The sequence below is a fragment of the Rubeoparvulum massiliense genome, assembly GCF_001049895.1.
Taxonomy (GTDB): Bacteria; Bacillota; Bacilli; order Rubeoparvulales; family Rubeoparvulaceae; genus Rubeoparvulum; species Rubeoparvulum massiliense.
Map to the genome: position 1 here is coordinate 55,431 of NZ_CVPE01000006.1, position 25,458 is coordinate 80,888.

General features: G+C 43.4%; 23 protein-coding genes. 18 read left to right on the forward strand and 5 right to left on the reverse strand.

The window, feature by feature from the left end:
- Nucleotides 1–15 precede the first annotated feature (15 nt).
- Nucleotides 16–660 (forward strand): YdcF family protein, encoded by a 645-nt coding sequence (locus BN1691_RS08085; RefSeq protein ID WP_048601750.1) that lies wholly within the window; start codon nucleotides 16–18, stop codon nucleotides 658–660.
- 99 nt (nucleotides 661–759) lie between these two features.
- Here the strand turns inward: BN1691_RS08085 and BN1691_RS08090 are convergent, their stop codons facing one another.
- The 4 genes from BN1691_RS08090 to BN1691_RS08105 all read right to left on the reverse strand — a co-directional run bounded on the left by BN1691_RS08090 (nucleotide 760) and on the right by BN1691_RS08105 (nucleotide 3,335).
- Nucleotides 760–1,065: a hypothetical protein gene (locus BN1691_RS08090; protein ID WP_048601751.1), complete on the reverse strand. Its 306-nt coding sequence runs from the start codon at nucleotides 1,063–1,065 to the stop codon at nucleotides 760–762.
- Between the two features lie 402 nt (nucleotides 1,066–1,467).
- Nucleotides 1,468–1,914 carry an OsmC family protein gene (locus BN1691_RS08095; RefSeq protein WP_048601752.1) on the reverse strand — a complete coding sequence of 149 codons (447 nt, stop codon included), beginning with the start codon at nucleotides 1,912–1,914 and terminating at the stop codon, nucleotides 1,468–1,470.
- Nucleotides 1,915–2,216: 302 nt separating this feature from the next.
- A complete protein-coding gene (locus BN1691_RS08100; RefSeq protein ID WP_048601753.1) occupies nucleotides 2,217–2,798 on the reverse strand; it encodes a CYTH domain-containing protein in 582 nt (193 codons plus the stop codon).
- A 27-nt stretch (nucleotides 2,799–2,825) separates the two neighbouring features.
- Nucleotides 2,826–3,335 carry a hypothetical protein gene (locus BN1691_RS08105; RefSeq protein WP_048601754.1) on the reverse strand — a complete coding sequence of 170 codons (510 nt, stop codon included), beginning with the start codon at nucleotides 3,333–3,335 and terminating at the stop codon, nucleotides 2,826–2,828.
- A 390-nt stretch (nucleotides 3,336–3,725) separates the two neighbouring features.
- Here BN1691_RS08105 and BN1691_RS08110 point away from each other — a divergent pair, with 390 nt between their 5' ends.
- From BN1691_RS08110 to BN1691_RS08120, 3 genes are all read left to right on the forward strand, one after another.
- Entirely contained in the window at nucleotides 3,726–4,202 is a 477-nt protein-coding gene (locus BN1691_RS08110) for a MarR family winged helix-turn-helix transcriptional regulator (protein ID WP_048601755.1), read from the forward strand.
- Between the two features lie 133 nt (nucleotides 4,203–4,335).
- On the forward strand, nucleotides 4,336–5,709 hold the full coding sequence (locus BN1691_RS08115) for a stalk domain-containing protein (protein ID WP_048601756.1): 1,374 nt from the start codon (nucleotides 4,336–4,338) through the stop codon (nucleotides 5,707–5,709).
- Nucleotides 5,710–5,992: 283 nt separating this feature from the next.
- Nucleotides 5,993–6,658: a hypothetical protein gene (locus BN1691_RS08120; RefSeq protein ID WP_048601757.1), complete on the forward strand. Its 666-nt coding sequence runs from the start codon at nucleotides 5,993–5,995 to the stop codon at nucleotides 6,656–6,658.
- A 132-nt stretch (nucleotides 6,659–6,790) separates the two neighbouring features.
- Here the strand turns inward: BN1691_RS08120 and BN1691_RS08125 are convergent, their stop codons facing one another.
- Entirely contained in the window at nucleotides 6,791–7,519 is a 729-nt protein-coding gene (locus BN1691_RS08125) for a nuclease-related domain-containing protein (protein WP_048601758.1), read from the reverse strand.
- Nucleotides 7,520–7,868: 349 nt separating this feature from the next.
- Between BN1691_RS08125 and BN1691_RS08130 the strand changes: the two genes are divergently transcribed.
- The 14 genes from BN1691_RS08130 (at nucleotide 7,869) to BN1691_RS08195 (ending at nucleotide 25,263) form a co-directional block, all read left to right on the forward strand.
- Entirely contained in the window at nucleotides 7,869–8,216 is a 348-nt protein-coding gene (locus BN1691_RS08130; RefSeq protein WP_048601759.1) for a DUF3870 domain-containing protein, read from the forward strand.
- A gap of 207 nt (nucleotides 8,217–8,423) precedes the next feature.
- Nucleotides 8,424–9,464 (forward strand): LLM class flavin-dependent oxidoreductase, encoded by a 1,041-nt coding sequence (locus BN1691_RS08135; protein WP_048601760.1) that lies wholly within the window; start codon nucleotides 8,424–8,426, stop codon nucleotides 9,462–9,464.
- Nucleotides 9,465–9,485: 21 nt separating this feature from the next.
- The gene (locus tag BN1691_RS08140; RefSeq protein WP_048601761.1) at nucleotides 9,486–10,037 is read left to right on the forward strand and encodes an NADPH-dependent FMN reductase; all 552 of its coding nucleotides are present in this window, start codon (nucleotides 9,486–9,488) and stop codon (nucleotides 10,035–10,037) included.
- A 38-nt stretch (nucleotides 10,038–10,075) separates the two neighbouring features.
- Nucleotides 10,076–11,032 (forward strand): hypothetical protein, encoded by a 957-nt coding sequence (locus tag BN1691_RS08145; protein WP_048601762.1) that lies wholly within the window; start codon nucleotides 10,076–10,078, stop codon nucleotides 11,030–11,032.
- 1 nt (nucleotide 11,033) lies between these two features.
- Nucleotides 11,034–12,335 carry a fumarylacetoacetase gene (gene fahA / locus BN1691_RS08150; protein ID WP_231638372.1) on the forward strand — a complete coding sequence of 434 codons (1,302 nt, stop codon included), beginning with the start codon at nucleotides 11,034–11,036 and terminating at the stop codon, nucleotides 12,333–12,335.
- A gap of 23 nt (nucleotides 12,336–12,358) precedes the next feature.
- On the forward strand, nucleotides 12,359–13,522 hold the full coding sequence (locus BN1691_RS08155) for a homogentisate 1,2-dioxygenase (RefSeq protein ID WP_048601764.1): 1,164 nt from the start codon (nucleotides 12,359–12,361) through the stop codon (nucleotides 13,520–13,522).
- A 26-nt stretch (nucleotides 13,523–13,548) separates the two neighbouring features.
- A complete protein-coding gene (locus tag BN1691_RS08160; protein WP_048601765.1) occupies nucleotides 13,549–14,889 on the forward strand; it encodes an MFS transporter in 1,341 nt (446 codons plus the stop codon).
- Nucleotides 14,890–15,144: 255 nt separating this feature from the next.
- Nucleotides 15,145–16,902 carry an S-layer homology domain-containing protein gene (locus tag BN1691_RS08165; RefSeq protein WP_048601766.1) on the forward strand — a complete coding sequence of 586 codons (1,758 nt, stop codon included), beginning with the start codon at nucleotides 15,145–15,147 and terminating at the stop codon, nucleotides 16,900–16,902.
- Between the two features lie 84 nt (nucleotides 16,903–16,986).
- The gene (locus tag BN1691_RS08170) at nucleotides 16,987–18,405 is read left to right on the forward strand and encodes an NAD-dependent succinate-semialdehyde dehydrogenase (protein ID WP_048601767.1); all 1,419 of its coding nucleotides are present in this window, start codon (nucleotides 16,987–16,989) and stop codon (nucleotides 18,403–18,405) included.
- Between the two features lie 262 nt (nucleotides 18,406–18,667).
- Nucleotides 18,668–19,375, forward strand: a complete 708-nt coding sequence (locus tag BN1691_RS08175; RefSeq protein ID WP_048601768.1) for a response regulator transcription factor — start codon at nucleotides 18,668–18,670, stop codon at nucleotides 19,373–19,375.
- Nucleotides 19,375–20,457 (forward strand): sensor histidine kinase, encoded by a 1,083-nt coding sequence (locus BN1691_RS08180; protein ID WP_048601769.1) that lies wholly within the window; start codon nucleotides 19,375–19,377, stop codon nucleotides 20,455–20,457. Before BN1691_RS08175 ends, BN1691_RS08180 begins: the two co-directional genes overlap by 1 nt.
- A gap of 177 nt (nucleotides 20,458–20,634) precedes the next feature.
- A complete protein-coding gene (locus tag BN1691_RS08185) occupies nucleotides 20,635–21,414 on the forward strand; it encodes an ABC transporter ATP-binding protein (protein ID WP_048601770.1) in 780 nt (259 codons plus the stop codon).
- On the forward strand, nucleotides 21,389–23,329 hold the full coding sequence (locus BN1691_RS08190; protein WP_048601771.1) for an FtsX-like permease family protein: 1,941 nt from the start codon (nucleotides 21,389–21,391) through the stop codon (nucleotides 23,327–23,329). Before BN1691_RS08185 ends, BN1691_RS08190 begins: the two co-directional genes overlap by 26 nt.
- A complete protein-coding gene (locus tag BN1691_RS08195) occupies nucleotides 23,326–25,263 on the forward strand; it encodes an FtsX-like permease family protein (protein ID WP_048601772.1) in 1,938 nt (645 codons plus the stop codon). Before BN1691_RS08190 ends, BN1691_RS08195 begins: the two co-directional genes overlap by 4 nt.
- Nucleotides 25,264–25,458: the final 195 nt, after the last annotated feature.

Here is a 25,458-nt window from a genome sequence, read left to right on the forward strand (position 1 = left end):
AGGAGTTTATTTACGTTGAAGCTACGATCTTTATCACCGAAGGGGCAGCGCCGCCTGCTAACAGCAGGTATCGTCATCATCGTCGTACTGCTCGTCATCATGTTATTAAAAAATCCATTTCTCCGTTGGATGGGCCATCAACTAGTTGCCGATGATCCTCTACAGCCTGCAGATGTCATCGTGGTACTAGGTGGGGATATGCATTGGTTGCGGATTGAAGAGGCAGCTCGACTCTACCATGAAGGCTGGGCAGAGTACGTGCTCGTCAGTGGTGGTGGACAAGTCACCTATGATCAGACCGAGTATGAGGCGATGCGAGCTCATCTGATCCATCTCGGAGTACCGGTAGAGAAGATTTGGGTAGAGACCCATTCACGGAGCACCTATGAGAATGCCGTTTATACTCGGGATGTACTGAGTGCTAAGGAGAAGGAGCTAGGCTACGAGATCAAACGGATGATCCTCGTTACCATCGATTGGCATACAGGTCGTAGTAGCCGAACCTTTAAGCATGTGTTTCAGGATGATGGGGTGGAGATCATCTCCCATCCAGCCAATGATCCTGATTTCGACCCTGATCATTGGTGGACAGATCACGAAGGACAACAACGTGCCTTGATGGAATGGGCTCGTAATCTAGTCTATCTAGTAAAGTATTAATCTTAAGGGGATAAGCAAAAAGGACGAGCTCGTATGGAACTCGTCCTTTTTCCATGTGTGCCAAATTCAATGACGCATTCATCGATTTCTTGGATTGCCCTATTCAACTTCTGCTTGCAAAAAGAACTGAGGATGTTCTTTGCGAATTTTTGCACAAGCTTCATCAGGATTATTCACATGCTTGCCAAGAATATAGCAGGCTACTTTGATCAGGGAATGGTAAGGAGAAGCTTCACGGAACAGGCAGACCTCTTCTTTCACTTCACATTCAATCTCACGAATGGACTGTGTATCCTCAACATATTCAGCTGCGCATTTTTTCACTTTCTGGTACATCACATGATAGCCTTCATGTAAACCATCCATGGGGTACTCTTTCATATCTTGGACTTCGTAGGTAAACATTGCCATCACCTCATTTGATTTGATTGTTGCTAGGCTTGACCAAGCAGGTTCATCTTTAAACAGTTGAAATCTAGACAGGGTAATTCATCCGTAGTATAGCATGTAAACGAAGGGAAAATACCTCGAAAAGAGGGAAAGATGTTACAATATGCCAACAAGTATATACCTCATCTAGGCGAAAAAAAGTCGTACTGGTGGGAGTTCCAGTACGACACATATATTTAAAAATAAAGGGAGGTAGATCATTACAATACGATACAGATGGTTGTAGACTGATGTTGAATAGGGGAGATCAACATCAACAGTTCAACGAGTAACAAGTTATCAAGAAAATGAGTGTTGGAAAAAACAGACAAGTATTTCCACGTAATTGACTTCTAAAAAGGCTTCAATGTGAAGGCGTTAATGTTCCACCACAACCCCAGCGGGCACAAGCTGAATGGGACGTTGTAGGGTATCACCTACAGGACATGTCTTCTCGATAAAAGCAGCAAATTTTTCCACGTGCTCCTGTGAAGCATTGGTCCGAAAGTGCATGGTATAACGGATTTCTGTAAATCCTTTTGGAACATCACTGATGCCCATGAATCCATCGGGATCCAAGTCACCTTCCAGTTCGACCCAGAACTCTTCTAGGTCAATGCGAAATTTTGGGGCAAATGCTTTTGCCACAATGGTCTGACAAGCACCTAATGCACAGAGTACGAGCTCCACAGGATTCATTCCTGTGTCAGTACCTCCCAAGGCTTCTGGTTCATCCAGTTGCACCTTAAAGCCCCGTGCTTCTGTTTCAACCGCTAGACCTTGAGCTAAACTTTTCGCTGTGGCACGAAAAACGTTTCGAGCCATTCACATCCCCCCTTCACAAAGTGAGCGTGTATGGTGAATCATAGTGGGATTGAAACATCCAATGTGAAATGTTTCACAGTTATTATACTGTTTAATTGCTACTTGTGGAACCATGTAAAGGAAATATTTTTGACAAATTTCAGAATACTTGCAATCCAAAGAATGAACATCACTTGAATGAATCAGGGAATACACCTAAATGGGTGATCGATTAGGATCCATTTGTGACAAGTAGAACTCGTTCTTCAAAAAAAGTATGCCCTCTGATGGAGGGCTTATTCATTCATTGATTGGAAGCAATTCTATTTTGTCTTTGTCGCCTTCAAGCGTTGCCAAAAACGGGCAACCTTACCGGCTGCTTGATGGTAGGAGATGCCATAGCGATACAAGAAGGGGTGTAGCTCCTCCAAAGCTGTGCCTGGTTCCACTTCCACCTCCAGCTCATAATCTTCCGTATCGAGGTAAGAATTATAATCACAGCAGAAGAGACCAAGCTTCTCTCGCTTCTCATAACGGATGGTGGTCAGGGCTCCGGCATAGTGAAGCATCGCTGGTTTTACCTGATAGTTTTCCTCGAGCAGTTCAAGGATAGCATTGGGCTGCCAATTATTCTCACAGGCTTGCTGCCATGCCTCTTCTGTCAGAACTACTTCATGTTCGAGGAAGGTATGGGGAGCAGTCTGCTCTTTCATTTGTAAGCGATATTGGTCAGCTAGCTTGCGGATTCGTAAGGTAATCCGATGCTGCCGTTGGATTCTTTCTGGCAGGAAGAAGTAATAGTTCACCTGAACCAGTTTCACGCCATCATGGAAGAAGGGGAGGAGAGCAAGATACTCGTCCTTGGTTAACATGGTCTTGTACTCATATTCTAAGGATTGTTCCAATTTCGCACCCTCCTTCAGGGCTTCAGCTTAGATAAATTCAAAGGCTTCCACATTGCGAATAGGCTCGTTACGATTTCGACCATCGCCATGGTAGAAGTGGATGGGTCCGTCTTCCTTCAGGGCACGACCATTCATCGCAAAGCAGGCGATGCCTCGCATGGCTTCCTCCAAGGTAATCTCCACTTGGCTACCATCCTTAAGGTGAAGAAGAACAGCCTGTGTATCATCATGAGGCTCGGCATTCTGCAGGAATTGCCCAATATACATGGCCCAATCTCCTTCGATCTCTTTGCGATTCACCATTTTTTTTTGCTCGATGCGGAATTCTGGATTGCTCCGTGCCCAGTCAAAATCCCATTGTTTCGCCATGGCCATGGCGCTTTGCTGAAGAGCTACATCAGCGTCTACAGACTTAGGCATATAGGCAGGATCAAAGGCCTGCTCCAACAAAAGTTTACGATCATCAAAAATCCAAATGGTGGGGTCAAGAGTAATCGGGAAGTTGACCTTTCCTTTTACGAACACCAACATTGACATGGTACCACTCCTTCTATGTAGTGATGTATTAATGTGAGGGTGTATTGGTTTGACCATTCATCGTCCAAATTATCAAGTCCAGCGGCTTTGCTCTTCCATTGGAAGTGAGAGGATGTAGTCAGACCGCTGAGATTAGTGTATCATAAGCCAACCTCCAAGAAAACAAACAGGAGAACGTAGGAAAGAAGAAAATGAAGATTGTCCATCAAAGTGTACGTAAATCAAAAAAATAGTAGAAATTTGGCAAAAACGTGATACAATAATGTAAAGAACTTACTTGAAAACGCTAACAATGTAAAAGTGTCCCTTTGAAAAGTAGCTCTTTTATTGAACCATGCCTTGTTCAACGCTACTTGGCATAATCTGATCTGATATATGGAGGAGATGAGCTTGAAAAACAAAATGATCCAGAATGAGATTAACCACCATGATGTTGATAAGATTGAAGCAGCACTCTCTTTGTTCATTCATCAAGCCCAATTCCAAAGTGTGGATGAAAAACGGGGCCTCCACATGTCACAAATCTATTTACTTCGGACATTGGCGCTGAATAAGGGTCCGATTAAGGCAACCCGTCTGGCTAAAACCTTAGGACTTACACCAGGGGCCATCACCTATCAAACCAATGGTCTCTATGAGAAGGGATACATCAGTCGGAAGCGAGATGAGGAGGATGGTCGCTTGGTCCTTGTTGAAATCACCGAAAAAGGCTATGAAGTGTTGCACGAGATTAATAAAGCACAGCACCGCTTCTTCCGTCAGCTTCTAGAACGTTTAGGCGAGGAGTACACACAGCAATTTGTGGGAATGCTTGAAAAAATGCTGGATGTAGGTCATGACATTTTGCATGAGCGCTCGCAGCTCTAAAGCAGAAAAAGGATGCTATCCAATGAATGATAGCATCCTTTTTCGCTTATTTTGCTACTTTTCACTCAATACATGTTGGGTGAATCATGATATGATAGGCAGTAAAAGGATATTGTAATCTGGGGAGGGAATTATGAAAAAACGAAGTTTACTCTTCATAATTGTATTACTCTTGACCCTAAGCTCATCGGTATGGGCCGAAGGGTATCAAGAGCGCGATGCACGTATCTATCTGATCGAAAAAGAATTTATCTTTTACCATTTTAATGTCAGTAATATTACTCAATTGACCATCGAGGGTACTTTTTTTAATGATTACCCCTACCCATATGGAAAAATCTATGATGCACGCATCAGTTCTCCACAGTTTTTTATCAAGAAAGATGAGCATCAGAACATCAGCTTCTACACCCCTGAAGGGGTTTCTGATTTCCAGACCAATAAGTATAAGATGAGCTTTAAGACAAGAGCGGCCTTCGTTAAATATGATATCGATCCTAAGAAGATTAGCGATGATCCCTACCCTCAAGAGGTGGCACAATACCTCAAGCCAAGCGATAAGATCGAGAGCGATCATGAAGAGATCATTGCAACGGCCAAGAGCATCGTCGGGAAAGAGCAGAATCCTTATCACAAGGCCAAGAAGATCTATGATTATGTCTATCTCAATATGGACTATAACCTGAATAAAGGGAATAATTCGGCTTTAACAGCGCTACATAAGAAGATCGGTGTCTGCGAGGATTACTCTCGCCTCATGGTAGCTCTTCTTCGCGCAGAAGGAATCCCTGCTCGGACCGTAGGAGGATATCTGCTCGATCCGAAGAGTACCGGCACCAATATGAATATTAATCCCTATCGTCATATGTGGGTAGAGTTCTACTTGAATGGCTACGGCTGGATTCCTGCCGATCCTACCATCGTCTTCCGAGGGGAGAAACAGATCACGGATCAAGGCTTTGCCCAATTACAAGATAATTACTATATTCCTGAATCGATCGACATTCAACCCTCCTATGCTTATACCTATCGCTCCACGAAGGAGATCAATATTAATCCAATGATGCTGGAAAGAGCATCATACTTGAGCGATGAGCAGTATATAGATGAACAGCCTGATGTGAAGTTGGTGGTTGGTTCCAAACATGCCTCTATTGGCGCTCTCCAGACCCAATTGGACGCTGCTCCCTTCATTGCAAATGGTCGTACACTGGTTCCTCTCCGTTTCGTAGCGGAGAACTTCGATGCGAAGCTAACCTGGGATCCTACAACAGAGCAAGTAACCTTAGAAAAAGGGGATACGCAAATTCTCCTGAAGATTAAGAGTCAGACAGCCTATGTGAATGATCAGGCAATTACTCTGGATGTTGCTCCGGAGATTCAAAATAATCGTACACTGGTTCCCCTCCGTTTTATCATGGAGAATTTCAATTTAAATGTAGCATGGGACCAGCCTACGAAAACCATTACTATCTCGGAGAATCAGAATCAAGTAACGATGAAATAGAGGCACTTGATGAAATCGGGTTCGCAGATCAAGTAATAGGTGGTCAGCTATAGGAAACCGCTACTCTAGAAATGAGAGTAGCGGTTTTTTTATATTTTCGTAACAGGTTGGTCAGCTTATGAACGTGATGATAGGGGTTTCTGTGAACGATTGGTGGAACTTGCTGATTTTACTAGAATCTAACGGAGAACAAGGGTAGAATAGCCTTATTAAGAAGGTACCCCAAAGGGTATTTGGTGAGCTGGGAATTGTCAGCTAGGAACAATAAGGAGGAATCGTACCATTGTGGCTCATCTCACTACTATCTACAGTAATCAGCTTTATCTTTGGTCTGATTTTTCTGAAGAAAACCATCCGCCGGCCACGTTTCTCTAACATTTTATATACTCTCTCTATGTTCATGTTTGCCTTAGCTACATTTGGTGAATTCTATAGCGATGCCTTTGGCTGGACTGCGTCTATTTATAAGCTCTACTATTTTTCTGCACTCACTCTTGTACCCATCATGGCAGCTGCCACCATCTATGTGAAAATGCCCCGCATCGCAGGCCATATTTTCTTACTCTATGTGGTTGTTTTGGCGGGCTTATTACTTTATAACTTGATTCCCGCCCATGTTAGTATGCCTTTGCTACAGCGAAGCGGCGTTTCAGTAGGCGGTAATGCCATGCCGACCAATGTCAGGGGCTTTAGCTTCTGGTTATCTGGCGTTGGAGGTATTCTTCTCATGGTGGTTGCCATCTGGTCCTGGTGGTCAGCCCGTCTTGCAGGCCACCTGCTTATCGCTGGCGGAGCCTTCCTCATGAGTTTAGGCGGACGCCTCGCTGCCATTGGCTATGCCTATTTCTTACCCCTTGATGAACTGTTCGGGATTATCCTCATCTTCGTCGGGGTCTTGGCGTTGGAGCGGAGGGTGCCATTATTCCCAAGAAAAGCCGAAGCTTCCTAGGCATGAGTACCCTAGAAGCTTCGGCTTTTGATTTTGCAGAGTAGGAGCTAGAAACCTAGAAGACATTGGGGCTTGAGGGAGTGAAGTACACCCCAAATATTAGACATCAAATCTAATGTTTGGAGGTGCATTTCAATTTTTACTTTTTGACAGGCGGTGTAGGAGCTTTTTCACTTGGGTCAGTTGGGCTTGTGTTGGTGTATTCTTCGCTTGATAATGCAAGATGTACCGAGATAGTTGCTCTGGTTGGTTGAAGAAGGGAACATGAACCTGTTTAATATTCAGCTCACAGTTAGGATTGGCAATGTAGACGATCCCTTCAATCCAAAGTGAGAGCTTCTGTTCCTTCATGTTCTGGGAGAGTAACCAGACCTGATTCTTCATCTGAAGGATGGGGTTTCGGACCATTTTACGAGTCTGCTCACCCTTGGGACCGCGCTTCACCTGCTGCCACTCCTGAGCATCAGCAGAACCTGAGAGCTTACCGCTATGATTCTTCACTTCCACTGCGAAGACCCCATTCTCGCCAACGATAACCAGATCAATCTCTGATTTTTGCCCCTGGTAAGAGACGGGAACAGAGCGATAGATTTCGTAGGAAGCAGGAAGCGACTTTAAGAACTTCGCCGTCTCCACCTCTCCCTCAATGCCTGCTCGATAGATTTTATACTGCCGCGAATAGCGGGCAGCCACAATCAATGGTAGAAGGGCAAGCAAATGAAAGCCCCAGTGAAGTTGGAACTGCTGTGTAAAGTATAGAACAATATAGATGATGGTTGGTAATGTCCACAGTATTGCACGATTCCGTGCCTGGTGGGCATTTTTCTTTAGGTGTTTACTGCCTTGATGAAGTTTGGCCATGGGAAGCCTCCTGGGAAATGGTGATAGATTGTAGGGTTAGTATAGCATGTTGGGTGGGGAGGGGGAAGGGAGAGGGTGGTAGAAATGAGGAAATCTTGATTGCTGTGGGGGATTGGGGGATACTAGGGAGTAGGAAAACGTAAGGATTCATGTGGTGATGAGTTATGAAAGCGTTATAGTGTACCGTTAATGATGATATAGATAAGATTGCTGTGTCGTTATCTTTTAGACTAACAGAGTAAACAGACACAAGAGCTCAAATTAATATAATCCAATACACTTAACACTATGTCCGTGTTATAATATACCCAACATTTCTCCATTAAGTTCTAAGAAGGGAAGGTGTTACATGTCCATTGAAATAAAAGATAGTTATGTGCTTGTGGCAGGTTTTGCACAACTGCCCAAGGGTACTCCAGTGTTCGAATTGCAGAAGACCATCGGGTGTATTCTGATCGTTGATACAGAGAATGATGTGGTTATCCATTCTACATTCACTTTCTTACAGCCATTAACAAATCATTTTATCGGAGCATTGCTCCAAGGGAAATCACTACAGAAGATCGATGAGATTATTACTGAGATCGAGAACCGCTTTATTGTTCCTCCCCAGAAGGCAGTGATCCAAGCAATGATTGCAGCGAATAAAAGCTACCAAGAAAAAATTTTTGATCAAAAAGAAAACGCTTGCAAATGACAGAAAATTCGATATAATTTAATTGACAACATAAAGCTAGTGTGAAACTGGAATATCTACCGAGGGAAGGACATGAGCTGAACCTCAATCAGTAGATATACAGCCAGTAGCGATAGAAGAGATTAAAATGAAGTTTTTCTTCGTTTAATTTTCTATTGCTGCTGGTTTTTTTGTTTGCAAATTTAATTAATCGAGGAGGTTTTCGAGATGGAGTTCGGTTTGTTTACGGTATTTGATAACTATAAAAATTATAAGGAAGGCTTTGAACGAACACCGGAACAGCTCTTAAATGAGGTATTAGAGCAGTCCATTCTAGCAGATCGTTTAGGATATGATGCTACTTGGTTTGCGGAGCACCATTTTAGTGAGTATGGAATATTAACCACTCCTCAAACATTTTTTGCAGTTGTAGCGGCAAAAACTCAGAATATCCGTCTAGGTACCGCTATTGTTACACTACCTTTTAAAAATCCAATTCAAGTTGCTGAGGATTATGCATTACTGGATGTGTTAAGTAATGGACGCTTAAATCTAGGCTTAGGTAGCGGCTATCTTCCCCATGAGTTCGCAGGATTTAATGTGGATGGGAAGGATAAGGCATTGCGGTTTAATGATTCTCTTGCAGTAATTGAAAAAGCGTGGAAAGGGGAAAGGTTCTCACACCAAGGAGATTATTATCAATTTACAGACATCAAGCTGGAAGTCATACCAAAACAGAAAGAAGTACCGCTCTGGATCGGAACATTGAGCAATCTTGGTGCTAGCTATGTTGGCAAGATGGGTTATAGCATTAGTGGTGTTCCTTATGTAGCTTGTAACTCTATTTCTGAGCTAAAAGAGATTATCGACAATTATAAAGAAAATTACCGTCGAGCAGGCCATGATGAAGAAAAAATTACAGTCTCTTTAGCTCTTCATACCTATGTTGCAGAAACAAGGGAAGAAGCGATAGCAACAGCGAAGCCACACTTAGATCTCTATCTAGATACAAGAATGTATGGGAAGAGTGCAAAGTATGAAGATTTACGAGACCGAGAGCAAGTTTTAATTGGAGCGCCAGAAGATGTTATCACCATGTTGAAGAAATACCAGGAAGCAGGCTGTGACCACATTATGATGTTGATGAATTTTGGGGGATTACCACATGAAAAAGTGATAAAATCCATGGAACTTGTAGCCCAAAAAGTGATGCCAGCATTTCAAAAATCTCAAACAAAAAAAGAACTGGCTACAACAACAAAAGGGTAAACCTTTGAAAGGAGAAAGATGATGGAGCTTCTCGGTATCTCCGGTACAATTGTTGGCGTAAAAACAGCTATTCTCGTCCAAACCGTTCTAGATGAAGTAAAGAAACAACATCCTGAGATTAAAACAAAAATGTTAGATCTAAGGGATTATGACCTGCAGTTCTGTGATGGCAGAAGTGTGAGCGATTATAACGAGGACACTAGGCTAGTCATTCAAGCAGTGACTGAAGCTGATTTTTATCTAATTGGCACACCGGTTTTCAATTGTTCCATTCCTGCCCCATTAAAAAACCTCATTGATCTAATCCAACCAACAGTTTTTCGTCATAAGGTGATGGGCTTTGTCGCTAATGGTGGAACATACCAACACTATTTAATGATTGAAAATCAATTGAAGCCCATTGCTTCTTACTTACGTGCTTATATTGCACCAAGCTATGTCTATGCCAACGTGAGTCATTTCAATGAGCATAACGAGATCGATGATTTGGAGATTGTAACACGTATTCAACACTTAGCAGATGAATTGGTTCATATGCAAAAGAGGCTGGGTCAACCACTGGTTACACAATGAAAAGACTATAATTCACTAATTAGAAGGGAAGTGATTGAATGAAAGGTCTACCAAGCCTTCACGCCTTTTTAAGCCACTTGATCGATTATGCAGGCCTTTTTCCACCTGCCAATTTAGAATTAGATGCTGCCATTCAAAATCACTTCAAATATGTTACGAGTGAAGATTCGTGGATATTGGGCCCATTCATTATCCCAATTACGAAAATCCATGAGCTTCAAGCCTATGCAGATTTATATAAAGATCATCAAGTACTAAGACTCTCAGTTGTCGGTCGTAAAAGTGGAACAGAAGCTGAGTGCTTACTTCAACTTCAGGAAGATTTAGAACAGATTCAATATTTTATGAACCAGCAACAAGATTGGGTAAAGGTTGAAACATTGGAAGTACCCTTGCCACCCATTGTACCAAGTCAGTATTTACTACAGAAAATGATGGATGGGGCAAAGAGGATTGGTGTGAATCTATTCTGCGAGGTAGCTTTTCTTGAAAGAGATGATTGGCACCAATATCTCACCAATAGTATCGAAGCAATCACTCATTTCAACGCTACACACCATGAGCCACTAGGTGTAAAAATTCGAACAGGTGGCATAAAAGCAGAGATGATACCGAGTACCAAACAGGTTGCTCAGGGGATCTCATTATGTAGTCAAAGAAAACTACCACTAAAATTCACGGCAGGATTACATCATCCTATTCGTATGTACAGGGATGAGGTTCATGCGGAAATGCATGGTTTCCTCAACATATTCATGGCAAGTATGCTCGCTTATCATTACAGTCTTGATGCCGATGTGATTGAAGATATTATCTCTGATGAACGAGATGATCACTTCGTCATCCACGATGATCACTTAGCTTGGAAAGAACTTCACCTTACTTCTCAAGAAGTGAGAGCGCTGCGAAATCAATTTGTTCGATCATTTGGGAGCTGCAGCTTTGATGAACCAAGAGACGAATTACTGGAACTACTCAATAAAAGGGGGCCATGAGGTGAAATCATTTATTGCTGTGGATGAAAAATCTCACTTTCCGATTCAAAATCTACCATATGGTATATTTAGCAAGCAAGATGATCCACATCTTCGAGTAGGAGTAGCGATTGGCGATTATGTACTGGATTTATCCATTCTTGAAGATAAGGGCTTCTATAAAGATGCGTTGGATCAGAATACGAGGGTATTTAATCGTTCTACACTTAATCCCTTGATGGAGCTTGGCCGAGATGTCTGGCGTAAAGTACGGAAAATTACGCAACAGTTACTGTCAGCTGATGAATCCCAACTCCGAGACAATATGGAGTTGCGTAAACAAGTACTTGTTCCAATGGAGAGTGTGAAACTCCATCTACCCGTCACCATTGGTGATTACACCGATTTTTATGCTTCGAAAGAGCATGCAATGAATGTAGGTACGATGTTTCGTGGGAAAGAGCATGCATTGATGCCGAACTGGGTCTATCTACCTGTGGGATACCACGGGAGAGCTAGTTCAGTTGTTCTCAGTGGCACTCGCATTCGCCGGCCTTGGGGTCAGATTAAATTAGCGGATCATCCGCCTATTTTTGCACCATGTAGACAGCTAGATTTTGAATTGGAAATCGGTTTTATTATGGGCACTGGAAATAAGCAAGGAGAACCGATTCCGATTGCAGAGGCTGAAGAACATCTCTTTGGAGCGGTATTGCTCAATGATTGGAGTGCCCGTGATATTCAGTCATGGGAGTACCAGCCACTGGGTCCCTTCTTAGGAAAAAATTTTGCTACTTCTATCTCTCCTTGGGTAATTCCTTTGGAAGCATTGGAACATTTTCGTGTCCAAGGACCCGTTCAAGATCCTGAGCCACTAGAGTATCTGCAACAAGGGCAACCAGGTTCATTTCACATTCAACTTGAAGTGCATCTCCGAAGTAAAGCGATGAATCATGCAAAACCAATCAGTGCAACCAATTATCGCTATTTATATTGGAGCATCGCTCAACAGATTGCTCATCATACTATTGGTGGATGTAATCTGAATCCTGGTGACTTACTCGCTTCAGGTACCATTAGTGGACCCGAAAAAGAGACAAGGGGTAGCATGTTAGAATTAACCTGGCGAGGCGATGAACCGATCCACATCAATGAGGAAGAGACAAGGGAATGGCTGGAAGATGGAGATGAGCTAATCCTCACAGGATGGTGTCAAGGTGAGGGCTATCGTGTGGGCTTTGGCGAAGTGGTAGGAATCATAGAACCAGCCCTAGCGAAGGATGAGGTCTTACGGAAGAAGGCTGTAACTGAGAATCATAAATAGTTTGATGAGGAGGGCTTCGATTCATGGCAAGGTATCATCAAATGGGAACAATCCCGCAAAAAAGGCACTCGGTTTTTCGAAAAGAGGATCAAACCTTATATCGAGAGCAAGTCATGGGTACGAAAGGATTTTCAGGTATTCAATCGATCCTGTATCATCAACATCCTCCGACCCAGTTTTTCAAATCTAGTTTATTTGGTCATTGCAGTATAGAGTTCGAAGAGCCAAGTGTACTTCGCCCACGTCACTTTTATACGGATCGTGTAAACAAAAAGCTCCATGATGCTGTGATGGGAAGGGAATACATCCTTGGGAATGAAGATTTGTTCATTGGGGTTGTTAATCCTACGGAGTCGATGGAGTATTTTTACCGTAATAGTAATGGCGATGAACTTCTGTTTGTTCATCGTGGTACGGGAAAAATTGAGTCAATATTCGGAACTCTTCACTATCAACCTGGCGACTATCTTGTGATTCCTATTGGTACCATTTATCGCATAGAACCGACCACAGAGGATTCGAAGTTTCTGGTAATTGAGACGAATAGTTGGATTACAACACCTAAGAGATACAGAAATGAGTTTGGTCAACTCCTTGAGCATAGTCCTTTCTGCGAAAGAGATATCCACGGTCCTGAAAAGCTTGTCACCCATACAGAACAGGGAGAGTACGAGGTTCGAACAAAGTCAGGAGAGTATCTACATTCCCATTTTTATGAGCATCATCCTCTTGATGTTGTAGGTTGGGATGGTTTCTTATATCCTTGGAAACTCAATATAGCTGACTTTGAGCCTATTACAGGGCGTATTCATCAGCCACCACCTGTTCATCAGACCTTTGAAGGTCATAATTTTGTTGTTTGCTCATTTGTTCCACGCTTATATGATTATCATCCTGAGGCCATTCCTGCACCTTTCTATCATAGCAATATTGATAGTGATGAGGTTTTGTATTACGTGGAAGGAAATTTTATGAGTCGGAAGGGAATTCAAGCAGAATCGCTGACACTTCACCCAGCTGGTATTCCCCATGGTCCACATCCAGGAAAAGTGGAAGAGAGTATCGGTAAGAAAGAGACTTTCGAGCTTGCTGTGATGATTGATACATTTCGTCCTTTAAAGGTTGTTCAAACGGAGCAGCAACTTGAAGATGGAGGCTATCAATATAGCTGGCTTGAGAAACGCTAGTCAGTTAAATGTGGGAGTGAGATGGGATGAGTCAAATTGTACAGGAAGTGCCACAAGCGAAAGCAGTTGAGGCTTCAAAGGCTGGAGTTCCCCCATCCTTAATGTATTTCATTCTGTTCATCTGCTTTTTCTGTATCTTAGCAGATGGTTACGATTTGGGTATTTATGGTGCAGTGCTTCCTAGTCTATTAGATTATCAACCATGGGGCTTATCAGCAGCTCAAGCAGGAGCCATTGGCAGCTATCCGCTCTTTGGTATGTTGATCGGTGCCATCTGCATAGGCACCAGTACCGATGTGCTAGGAAGAAAATGGACCTTAGTCGTGTGTGTGAGTCTTTTTTCGATTACGATGATCATCTGCGCATTGGCTACATCGCCGGGAATATTTGGTCTATTTCGTTTTATCGGAGGCATTGGTTTAGGTGGTGTGATTCCTACTGCATCTGCACTTGTCATTGAATATTCTCCATCCCATCGTCGTTCTCTAAATTATGTGCTAATGTTTTCTGGTTACTCATTTGGTACTGTACTTGGTGCGGTCTTAGCTATTTTATTACTCGATTCGTTCGGCTGGAGGGGAATGTTTTGGATTGGTGGACTACCATTACTAATCGTTCCAGTAATGATAAAATACTTACCTGAATCGGTTAGCTTTCTCTTAACTCGACAGCGTGAAGAGGAGGCAAAACAGATTTGCCAACGTTATCAAATTGATCTATCTTTTTTCACAGAGCAAATTAGCAAAGAGGATCAGCAGTCCAGCAAGAAGAAACAGTCTGTCCAAGTACTTTTCTCAACTAATTATCTGAGAGCAACCTTATTTTTCTGGCTAACCTATATCATGGGCTTTTATTTAGTCTATGGTCTCAATACTTGGCTACCACAAATTATGCGAGAATTAGGTTATTCACTCAATTCGAGCTTATCATTTTTGCTAGTGATGAATCTGACAGCAGGAGTAGGGGCATTACTAGCTGGTTCGATCGCTGATCGCTGGGGTTCCAAGCGAGTGATTGCCATCTCTTATTCGCTTGCTTCTGTAAGCGCTTTCCTACTAACTCTCGGTGCTCCACCTATTGTAGTCACATATTTACTAGTGGGAATTGCAGGCTTTGGTTCTGTAGGTAATACACAAATATTGAATGCTTTTGTTTCCAAGTATTATCCAGCGCAGGCAAGGGCGACGGCATTAGGATGGGGACTTGGCATTGGTAGGATTGGTGCAATTTCTGGACCGTTGCTCATCGGTTTCCTCGTTAGCCTCAAGGTCGATTTCATCTGGAGTTTTTATACATTTGTGATAGCAGGTTTTATTGCTGCTATGGGGATGATATTTATACCAGCGAAGAAGGGCGAAGTGGTGTAGGAGGCTGTGGCCATTTCTTCAGCATATTAAGATGCTGAAGAAGTGGCCATTTTTTTCTCGAAACTAGCAACTTTCTACTTCCTAACTGGATCGATGTGGTAATGACTCAAGGCGTTTGATACAATCAAATTGAAGATCCATAGTATGACTAAATACCTAGTTGTTCCTCCATTCAACATGGTTAATATTGTAGTAATTTTCTGGAGATAGAATAGAGCAAGCAATACGATACTAGGAGATAGGAGACTGGAGCAAATGAAAAAACAGATCATCGTTCTACTACTTATGATTTTTTTAATTGCACCCCAGGTTAACGCAGAGTCTGCCCTGACAGATATTAACGGTCATTGGGCGGAGTCGAATATTCAGAACTTAGTAGGGTTAAACATTATCTCAGGTTATCCAGATTCAACCTTTCGCCCAGATCAAAATATATCGAGGGCAGCCTTTGTTAAAATATTGATCATCGCTTCTGAAAATATTGAGAAGTATGATACGACATTAGAGAAGAGCGTTTTCAATGACGTCTCTCAATCTTACTGGGGCTATCCATATATTATGAAAGCTGTTGAGAAGGGGATCATTATTCCTAGTGATTACCCTAATTCATCCTTTTCTCCTGATACAAACATCACTCGTTTAGAGATGGCCATGATGGTTTCACGATTGCTTGGGAATGATACGAATACCCTTCAAGCTGAATTTACAGACAATAATCAAATCCCTGCATATGCTCTAAAGAATGTTTCTCTTGTAGTTAATAAAGGGATCATTCAAGGGTTTCCAGATGGATCATTTGCTCCTTATAGTCCAGCAACAAGAGCACAAGCAACTGTAATCATCGAGCGTTATCTCAATCATATAAGTCAAAATTCTAGCAATCTAAGCAATCCAACAGATCCTAAAATTGAGAATCCAGTCGATAAAGGGGGCAATGCCGAGTTATCAGCAAAAGATATCGTAGCACGTAATGATAATAAGGTTGTCCTAATCAAAATCTTTGATGAAGCTCAACGTGAAATTAGTGGTGGAAGTGGTGTTTTTGTCAAAGAGGGCATACTCGTAACCAATTATCATGTAATCGAGGGAGCAAGCTATGCGGTTATTAATACTGTAGACAATAGCACTTATGCCATTGAAGGCGTGGTTGCTTATGATCCAGAAAAGGACTTAGCTCTGATAAAGACAACCACTCTTCCCAAGATTGCACCTGTAACCATTGGGAATGCTGGTAAGCTAAGTAAGGGAGATAAAATTATTACGATAGGTAGTCCTTATGGTCTGAAGAATACTGTCTCAGAAGGATTAGTAAGTGGATTTCGAAATGATGGTTATGTTGACTTAATTCAAATTAATGCACCTATCGATCATGGAAGTTCGGGCGGGGGATTATTTAATACTAGAGGGGAGCTTGTCGGAATCACTTCATCTGGTAATACCACAAGCGTGGCGGATTTAAATTTTGCGATTCCGATTAATTATATCAATTCCTGGCTATCTGATTTAACTAATAAGAGATTCGCAAATATTGCTTCTACTTCACTGGCTGACTTTAATCCGTCTCAAGTGAATTACGAAATGGAAGAAGTAAATGAAGAAAACCTTCAACGATTATCAGACATATTAACTGAGTATGTTTCAGTCATTGAAACCTCAGAGGGAAACATTTATCTGAGTCAATATGATGCGTTTTTTCTTGATGACAATAGTACAATCGGAATTAATGCTGCAATCGATTTAGAAAATTACAAGTTTTACATTACCAACTTTGATGCAATATATGAGGATTTATCAAATTATGCCTATGAGATGGGTACATTTTTCAATGAGGTTTTTCCAAATAAAAACTATAGTTTTATACTTTTCTTTCAAGATTATTCTTCTATCTTTCCTTCTGTTTTTGATCCGTCAGATTACGATTATATCCCAGAGAAAGATAGTTGGCTGATTACACATGCGATTATTAAGGTGGCAAAAATTGATGGTCAGTTCTATGGAGATATTCTACCATAATTGGGGTCAGTCCCCCATTACAGTGGTACTTTAACGCACTAATTAAGTGGGGGTCTGACCCCCAAAGTGAAGGAGCGATGCGCAATGGAAGAGTATCTATTGATTATTAATGGTCAAGATGCAGGTTCATCTCTACCCAAAATGGAAGTCAGCAATCCAGCAACGGGCGAGGTATTCGCTACGGTACCAAGGGGTGGGCAAGCAGAAGCGAAAGCAGCCATCGCTGCAGCCTATGCTGCTTTTCCAGCTTGGTCTAGCTTATCTGCGTATGAACGCAGTGCATTGGTCTATAAATGGTATGAATTAATCAAGGAGCATACAGAGGATCTGGCAAGAACCATGACCATGGAGCAAGGGAAGCCACTGGCAGAAGCACGGGGTGAAATCAATTATGCCAATGGTTATGTTCTTTGGTATGCCGAGGAAGGAAAGCGGGTTTATGGTGAGACGATTCCTGCAACTACTACCAATAAGCGAATTTTTGTCCACAAGCAGCCTGTAGGAGTGGTGGCTGTGATCACACCCTGGAACTTTCCTGCAGCGATGATTACACGCAAGGTGGCACCTGCCCTTGCAGCAGGATGTACGGTGATGATCAAGCCTGCTGGGCAGACCCCTTTGACCGCCATTAAACTTGTCCAATTGGCACGCGAGGCTGGTATTCCAGATGGAGTTGTGAATGTGGTGACCGGTAATTCTAAGGAAATCGGTGCAGCTTGGTTAGAAGATACGCGGGTTCGAAAGTTAACCTTTACAGGCTCAACAGAAGTAGGAAAGCTATTAATGAAAGGCGCCGCTGATACGGTGAAGAAGGTTTCACTGGAGCTAGGTGGTCATGCACCAACCATTGTGATGGCAGATTGTAATTTAGATAAGGCTGTGGAGGGTGTTATTGCAGCAAAGTTCCGTAACGCTGGGCAAACCTGTGTCTGCGCTAATCGTGTCTACGTGCATGAATCCATTGCTGAGGAATTCACAAAAAAACTAGTGGAAAAGGTCATTCGTTTGAAGATTGGCAATGGTCTTGAGGAAGGTGTAACCATCGGTCCATTGATTGATGAGGCAGCAGTTCAGAAGGTACAGTCACATATCTCAGATGCAGTGTCCAAAGGTGCGAAGGTTACGGTGGGTGGGAAAGTGATCAATGGACTCTTTTTTACGCCAACGGTATTATCCAATGTTTCCGATAACATGGTGTGTATGAATGAGGAAACCTTTGGACCGTTAATGCCCATCACCACCTTCAAGACAGAGGATGAGGTCATTGCACGGGCCAATGATACTGTATTTGGATTAGCAGCCTATGTATTCACAGAGAATATCTCACAAGGGGTACGGATTGCTGAAAAGCTGGAGTATGGAATCGTGGGATTAAATGATGGACTTCCCTCGACACCGCAAGCACCATTTGGTGGATTTAAGCAGAGTGGTCTCGGCCGTGAAGGGGGACATCATGGGATGGATGAGTATTTGGAGATGAAGTATATATCACTAGGCTTATAAAGGGGTCAGTCCCCCATTGATGCACTGTGTTAAAGTGCCACTTTACAGGAAATATGAACAAAAACTCACACTTAATGGTGTGAGTTTTTTTACTTTATGCTGTTTTGTGTAAATATACTCTTTGTATCCCATTTTTTTCATATCTAGTCCCTAATGAATATGCTATCCTATGATCAGAAAAAGCGTAGAGTCATTATCAACTGGGTAATACTTTAATGCGTTAATGTAATGGGGGACTGACCCCCCGAAAGGAGTTAGAGAGATGTACAAGATCTATATCGTTGAAGATGATCAGAAGATTGCTAATATCCTAGCGGAGCATCTGGAGAAGTATGGATACCAGCCTATGATTGCGAAGGCTTTAGATAATATCAAGGCAGAGTTTCTGCAAATCAATCCAGATTTAGTTTTATTAGATATTAATCTCCCATACTATGATGGCTTCTACTGGTGTCGGCAGATTCGGACGGTCTCCAATCTCCCCATCATCTTCGTCTCAGCACGAGATAGTGAGATGAATCAAGTCCTAGCCATTGAGCATGGTGGCGATGATTATATTATTAAGCCCTTCCATCTTGATGTGGTAGTGGCGAAGGTAAAGGGTGTGCTACGGCGTGCTTATGGTGAGTATGCCATGAATAACCTACAGGAAGGGGATGTGCAGGAGCTAGCAGGCCTCTTCATCCATCGCAATAAATTAGAACTCGAGTATGGCGGGAAGAGTGTTATCCTATCGCCAAAGGAGTTTCGTCTTCTCGATACACTAGTGCGGAAGGTGGATCAGGTGGTGAGCCGTGATGAGTTACTAGAGGCGCTCTGGGATGAGGTGGAGTTTGTGGATGATAACACCCTTACCGTCAATGTGACCCGTGTACGGAAGCGCCTTGCAGAGCTAGGCATTGAGGATGCCATCGCCACGGTCCGAGGTCAAGGCTATCGCTTAAGTGCGAACTGGGGGCCTGATGCTTAATGAGATTTCAACAGTATCTCCATGATCGCCTTGCCTATCTGGTCTTTCCTTTCATTAATATCATTCTTGTACTGACGGTGATCTTCCTAGCCATGCTGGAGCAGAATGTATGGATTGGCTGGGGAAATCTATTCTACTTATTTTTACTCACTATCGTGCTCTTAGGAATCGTCATTGCCGTGGATTATTTTCGGCTACGTCCATTTTATCGACGCCTCAACCATGCGCTAGATTCCAAGCAAATGGGGATGGATGCGATCCTTCAGTTGAGTGACCCAGTGAGTGAAGAGCAGCAAGCATTTAACCATGTCATCAATCAAAACTATCAGCACTATATTGCCGAACTCGATCGTTATAAACGGAGCCAGGAGCAACATCTCAATTTCACCAATCAATGGGTGCATCATATGAAGACGCCGGTCTCTGTCATCTCTCTCTTAATCCAGCAAGGGCGTAATCAACAACTTTCGAAAGAAGCGGAGGGACTCCTACAGGAGATTGATGAGGAAAATGAGCGCTTTCGCCATGGCTTAGATATGATGCTCCATCTAGCCCGCATTAACCACTTCGCCTTAGATCTTCGGGCAGAAAAAGTGGAGCTCATTGAACTCGTTCGCAGTGTCATTAATGAAGAACGGCGCCTCTTCATCCGCCATCAGCTCTATCCTAAACTGGAGACAACACTAGAGCAAGTGATTGTGGAGAGCGATCCGAAGTGGCTCGCCTTCGTCATTCATCAATTAGAATTGAATGCCATTAAGTATTCGCCCAAGGGAGAGGGCGCACCCATCCGTTTTGTTATTGAAAAGAAAGGGGAGGGGATTCTCCTACATGTAGAAGACCGTGGGATTGGTATTCCGCAAAGTGATTTGCCCCGGATATTTGATCCGTTTTTCACAGGCGAAAACGGCCGGAAGGTAAAGGAATCCACAGGAATGGGGCTTTACTTAAGCAAGGAGATCTGTCGCCAGCTAGGACATGGGATTACGGTAGAATCGCAGGAAGGGGTAGGGACTACCATCACCATCCGCTTCCAAGTCCAGACGACCTACAAGGATCTCCAATGGAGCACCTCTCATTAATCCATTCGTGCCATTTACGTACGATGCATCGACGAATCAAATCTGATCGAACATCATGAAGGTGACAAGCAAGCTGACAATATTGTAAGGTAGGATGTTCCATTTGTAAGGCTCTTCGATGGGAAGCAATGAGCGTCCTCCGTATACTAAGGGTAGAAAACAAGGAGGATGAATAACATGTATATCTTAGAAGCTGAAGGCTTAACCAAAATATATGGCTCAAAAAAAGGCACGGTCACCTATAAAGCACTTGACCAATTTGATCTTGCGGTGGAGGAAGGCGAGTTCGTCGGTGTCATGGGTCCTTCCGGTAGTGGGAAGACGACCTTGCTCAATTTGTTGGCTACTATCGATCGACCCACCTCTGGTTCCTTAAAAATCAATGGTACCAATCCAACTCTCTTAAATAATCGGAAGCTAGCCCTCTTCCGTCGGCAAGAGCTGGGCTTCATCTTCCAGGATTTTAACCTGATGGATACATTGACGATTAAGGAGAATATCCTCTTACCGCTCGCCTTGGATCGGGTAAAGGTAAGCGAAATGGAACAGCGTGTTGAGGAGATTGCCAAGCTATTAAATATCACAGAAATCCTAGATAAGCGTACCTACGAAGTATCGGGTGGTCAACAGCAACGGGCAGCCTGTGCACGGGCCATGATTCATCAGCCTGCTCTTCTTCTCGCCGATGAGCCCACCGGGAATCTGGATTCGAAGGCAGCTAAGGATGTCATGGATGCCCTCACCTCCCTCAATGAGCAGAAGGGAGCCACTATCCTCATGGTTACCCATGACCCTGCCGTAGCAAGCTATTGTGACCGCATCATCTTCATTAAGGATGGCAAGTTTTTCTCGGAAATTCGGAAGGGTAGCCAACGCCAAGCCTTTTTCCAACAGATTCTGGATTGTGTCAGTATGCTAGGGGGGAACTTCAATGAGCTTGAAGCGTCTCGCTCTTAGGAATATTCGAGGTAACTGGCATCAGTATGTAGCTTACTTCCTCAGTAGTGTCTTTGCCGTAACCATCTTCTTTATCTACGCCTCCTTTATCTTTCATCCGGATGTGATGAATGGGCAGATTCCAGGTGGAAGAGCGGTGCGGCAAGGGATTATCGCTGCAGAGTATGTCATTGTCATCTTTGCCTTCTTCTTTGTCCTCTACTCCAACTCCGCGTTTATTAAGTCACGGAAGCGTGAATTTGGGCTATATTCCCTGTTTGGGATGAATAAGTACCAGATGCGCTGGCTTGTCTATCTGGAGAACACCGTGATTTCATTGCTAGCTATTGGCACAGGGATCGGGTTAGGGATTCTGTTTTCCAAGCTCTTCTTCATGGGGATTGGTCAACTGATGGGAACAGGTGCACTCATCCCCTTCATGATTGTGGGGAAGGCCATTATTGTCACAGCCCTTGGGTTCTTTTTCCTCTTTCAAGTGAATACCATTGTGGCTCTTCTTCGTATGGGGAAGCTGGAGATTGTGGAACTGCTCAAAGCAGCGAAGCAACCCAAGCCTTTTCCTGTTCATTCACGCTGGCTGGCAGCCACAGCCTTTATTACCCTCGCTGCTGGTTATGCTTTAGCGAGCACGATGAATCTCATGACGGTGATCATCACCATGTTTCCTGTCCTCTTTCTCGTGGTGATTGGTACCTACTTTCTCTTCACCCAAGGAAGTGTGGCCATTTTACGCCGTCTCCAAATGCGTAAGGGTTTTTACTATCAAGGGACCAATTTATTAACCACATCGAATTTAGTCTTTCGGATCAAGGATAATGCCCGGATGCTCTTTATGGTGGCCATTCTCAGTGCTGTTGTCATTTCGGCTTCTGGTTACATCTTCATCATGTATACCAATATGCAGGATCAAGTGATGGACCTCTATCCTCAGACCATTGGCTATCTTCAAGATGGAGATGAGGAGAGTAGCTTTGATCCAGCTAAGGTAGAAGCCATTTTACAAGAGGATGGCATTGAATTGGAATATGCTGTTCACGCCAATGCCCTTGTTTTTGATGGAACAGTGTATGAAGCCAATCAAAATCTTTGGAAAGAGAAGTTCCTTGTGCTTTCCACGACGCAATATAATCAGATCGCCGAAGCGAAGGACTTGAAAACCTTAGAGGTGGCTGAGGGAGATACTTACCTCATCTATCCATCCAAAAGTATGGAGATCCAGCATATCAAGAAGGGAGACCAAGTAGAAGGGAATGTAGGACCTACTTCGGGCTCCCTCACCTTTCAAGGGCAGATCAATAATGGGGTAATCCCACGTCCTACGGGGAACAATCTGGTGCTTGTGGTGAATGATGCCCAGTATGAGGCTTGGTTCAAGGAAGTAATGCCTAGCGAGATGGTGCAGATCCATGGCTATGAATGGAAGGATTGGAGGCATGGACAGGCCACCATTGAACGGATTCAAGCTACCCTTGCACCTGAAGATCAATACCGTTTTGAAGAACGGATTACAACCTATATGGGGATGCAAAAAACAGGGAATCTCATCATCTTTATCGGACTCTTTATCAGTATCCTCTTCTTTATTGCTACAGGAAGCCTGATCTACTTTAAGCTCTTTACGGAGCTAGGTGAGAACCAGCAGCAATATCGTGCCCTCTATCGAATGGGGGTATCGAAGCGGGAGATGCACAAAATCCTTAAGCGTCAGGTAGGAGCTATCTTTTTCATCCCCGCCTTTGTAGGGATTCTCCATGGGGCGTTCGCTTACAAAGCATTGAATGGCGTGACTGGATTCTCTGTTTGGTACGGTGGACTCATTGTGGTAGGGCTCTTCTTACTTGCCCAATTCATCTACTATCTATTAACCATGCGTACCTATAGTAACGCAGTGATGAAAGCAGGTGATGTGAGATGAGATTACGCAATTTAGCCATCCGAAATATCCGGGGGAACTGGCATCAATATATCGCCTATATTCTAAGTAGTATCTTTACGGTCACCGTTTTCTTCATCTATGCTTCATTCATCTTCCACCCTGATGTGGCCAGTGGCTATATCCGGGGAGGGGATAGTGTTCGGCAGGGTATGGTGGCAGCTGAGTATGTTATCGTGATCTTTGCTTTCTTATTTGTGCTCTACTCCAATTCGGCCTTTATCAAATCGCGGAAAAAAGAGTTTGGTCTCTATTCTCTCTTTGGGATGAGCCGAAATCAGCTGCGCTGGATGATTTACGTAGAAAACACGCTCATTTCTTTGCTTTCCATCGTAGTAGGGATCGGATTTGGCTTACTCTTTTCCAAGCTCTTTCTCATGGGCATGAGCAGTCTGCTTGCGGTAGAGTCTCCCATCCGTTACATGGTCGTGCCCAAAGCGTTGCTCTATACGGCTGTTGGTTTCTTCCTGCTCTTTCAGATCATGACCCTAGTAGTGCTCTTACAATTACGTAAGGTGGAGATCATCCAATTATTGAAGGCATCCAAACAAGCAAAGCCCCTGCCCGTCTATTCACGCTGGTTGGTTTTGCTGGCTATCGTTACTATTGGGGCAGGTTATTACTTAGCGTCCATTGCTACGCTGCAAAACGTTTTCGCTTTAATATTACCAGTGCTCTTTCTCGTGGTGCTTGGTACTTATTTTCTCTTTACCCAGGCCAGTGTGGCCATCTTCCGGCACTTGCAGAAACGGAAGGGGATGTATTATAAGGGAACCAATTTAATCACCATCTCCAACTTGGTTTATCGGATGAAGGATAATGCCCGCGTTCTATTTCTAGTGGCAACCATGAGTGCGGTCATTCTAACAGCATCGGGAACACTCTATATTCTGCTTGCGGATACCTCATCCATGGCTGCGCAGCAATATCCCTATGTGGTTAGCTATGTGGATACCACAGGTGGAACCAACTCCAGCTTCGATCCAGAGAAGGTGGAAGCGATCATCGCAGAGGATGGCTATGAGCTTACGCAAAAATTGGATATTTTAGCCCTTCCTATTGATGGTATGTTTCAGGGTACACATCAGATGGTGCACAGTGCGGAGTTTTTTATGATTGCTAATCGAGATTATAATCGTTTGGCTACTGAGCACGATCTACCAACCGTAAGCCTCACACAAGGTGAGACACGTCTACTTAATCCGTTTAAAGATTGGGGTGTTCAAATCGTAGGAGCAGGTCAACCACTACAAGGTGAGCTGGGTTCATCGAAGGTGGAGCTAAATATCAGCGGTGAACAGGGTGGTGCCATCTTGCCATTCCAAAGTAGCGTCGGTTTTGTCTTTATTATCTCCGATGAGGAATACGATGGTTGGCTGCAGCAGATCCCAGTAGATCAACAGGTTCGTATCTATGGATACGACTGGAAGGGCTGGGAACGAAGTCAAGCTACCATTGAGAAAATCGGAGCGATGATCGCCATGGAGGATCAGGGCAATTTTGATGATATGCGTGTTCCGAGTTATCTTGAATTACGGCAAATTTTTGCCTTAACCTTCTTTATCGGGCTCTTTGTGAGTATCCTCTTCTTCATTGCCAATGGCAGTCTGATCTATTTCAAGCTCTTTACGGAGTTAGAGGAGAATCAACAGCAGTTCCGTTCTCTCTATCGAATTGGGATTACGAAGCAGGAAGTGAAGAAGACCCTATCCCAGCAGATCGGTCTCATCTTTCTCATCCCATCCTTGGTTGGGATCTCCCATGCAAGCTTCGCTTACATCATGTTAAATGGCTTGATCAACTCTAATATTTGGATGTTTGGTCTAAGTGTTATCCTCGTCTTCTTAGCCCTACAGCTCGTCTATTATCTGCTGACGAAGCGGATGTACCTACGGTCCGTTTTCCGTGAGGGATAATGAATATAACAATGAGGAAGGCTCAGTGGATTGTTCAAATCCTGCTGGGCCTTCTTTAAATCTAAACTTTTAAGGATGTCCAAGAGCTTGCATTAAACTATCCTGAAACTTTCATAACTAGAAGGTGTACTAGCGACTACGGAAAGAGACAATGATACGTAAGGCCCTAGAATTATAATATATGGAGGAGATACC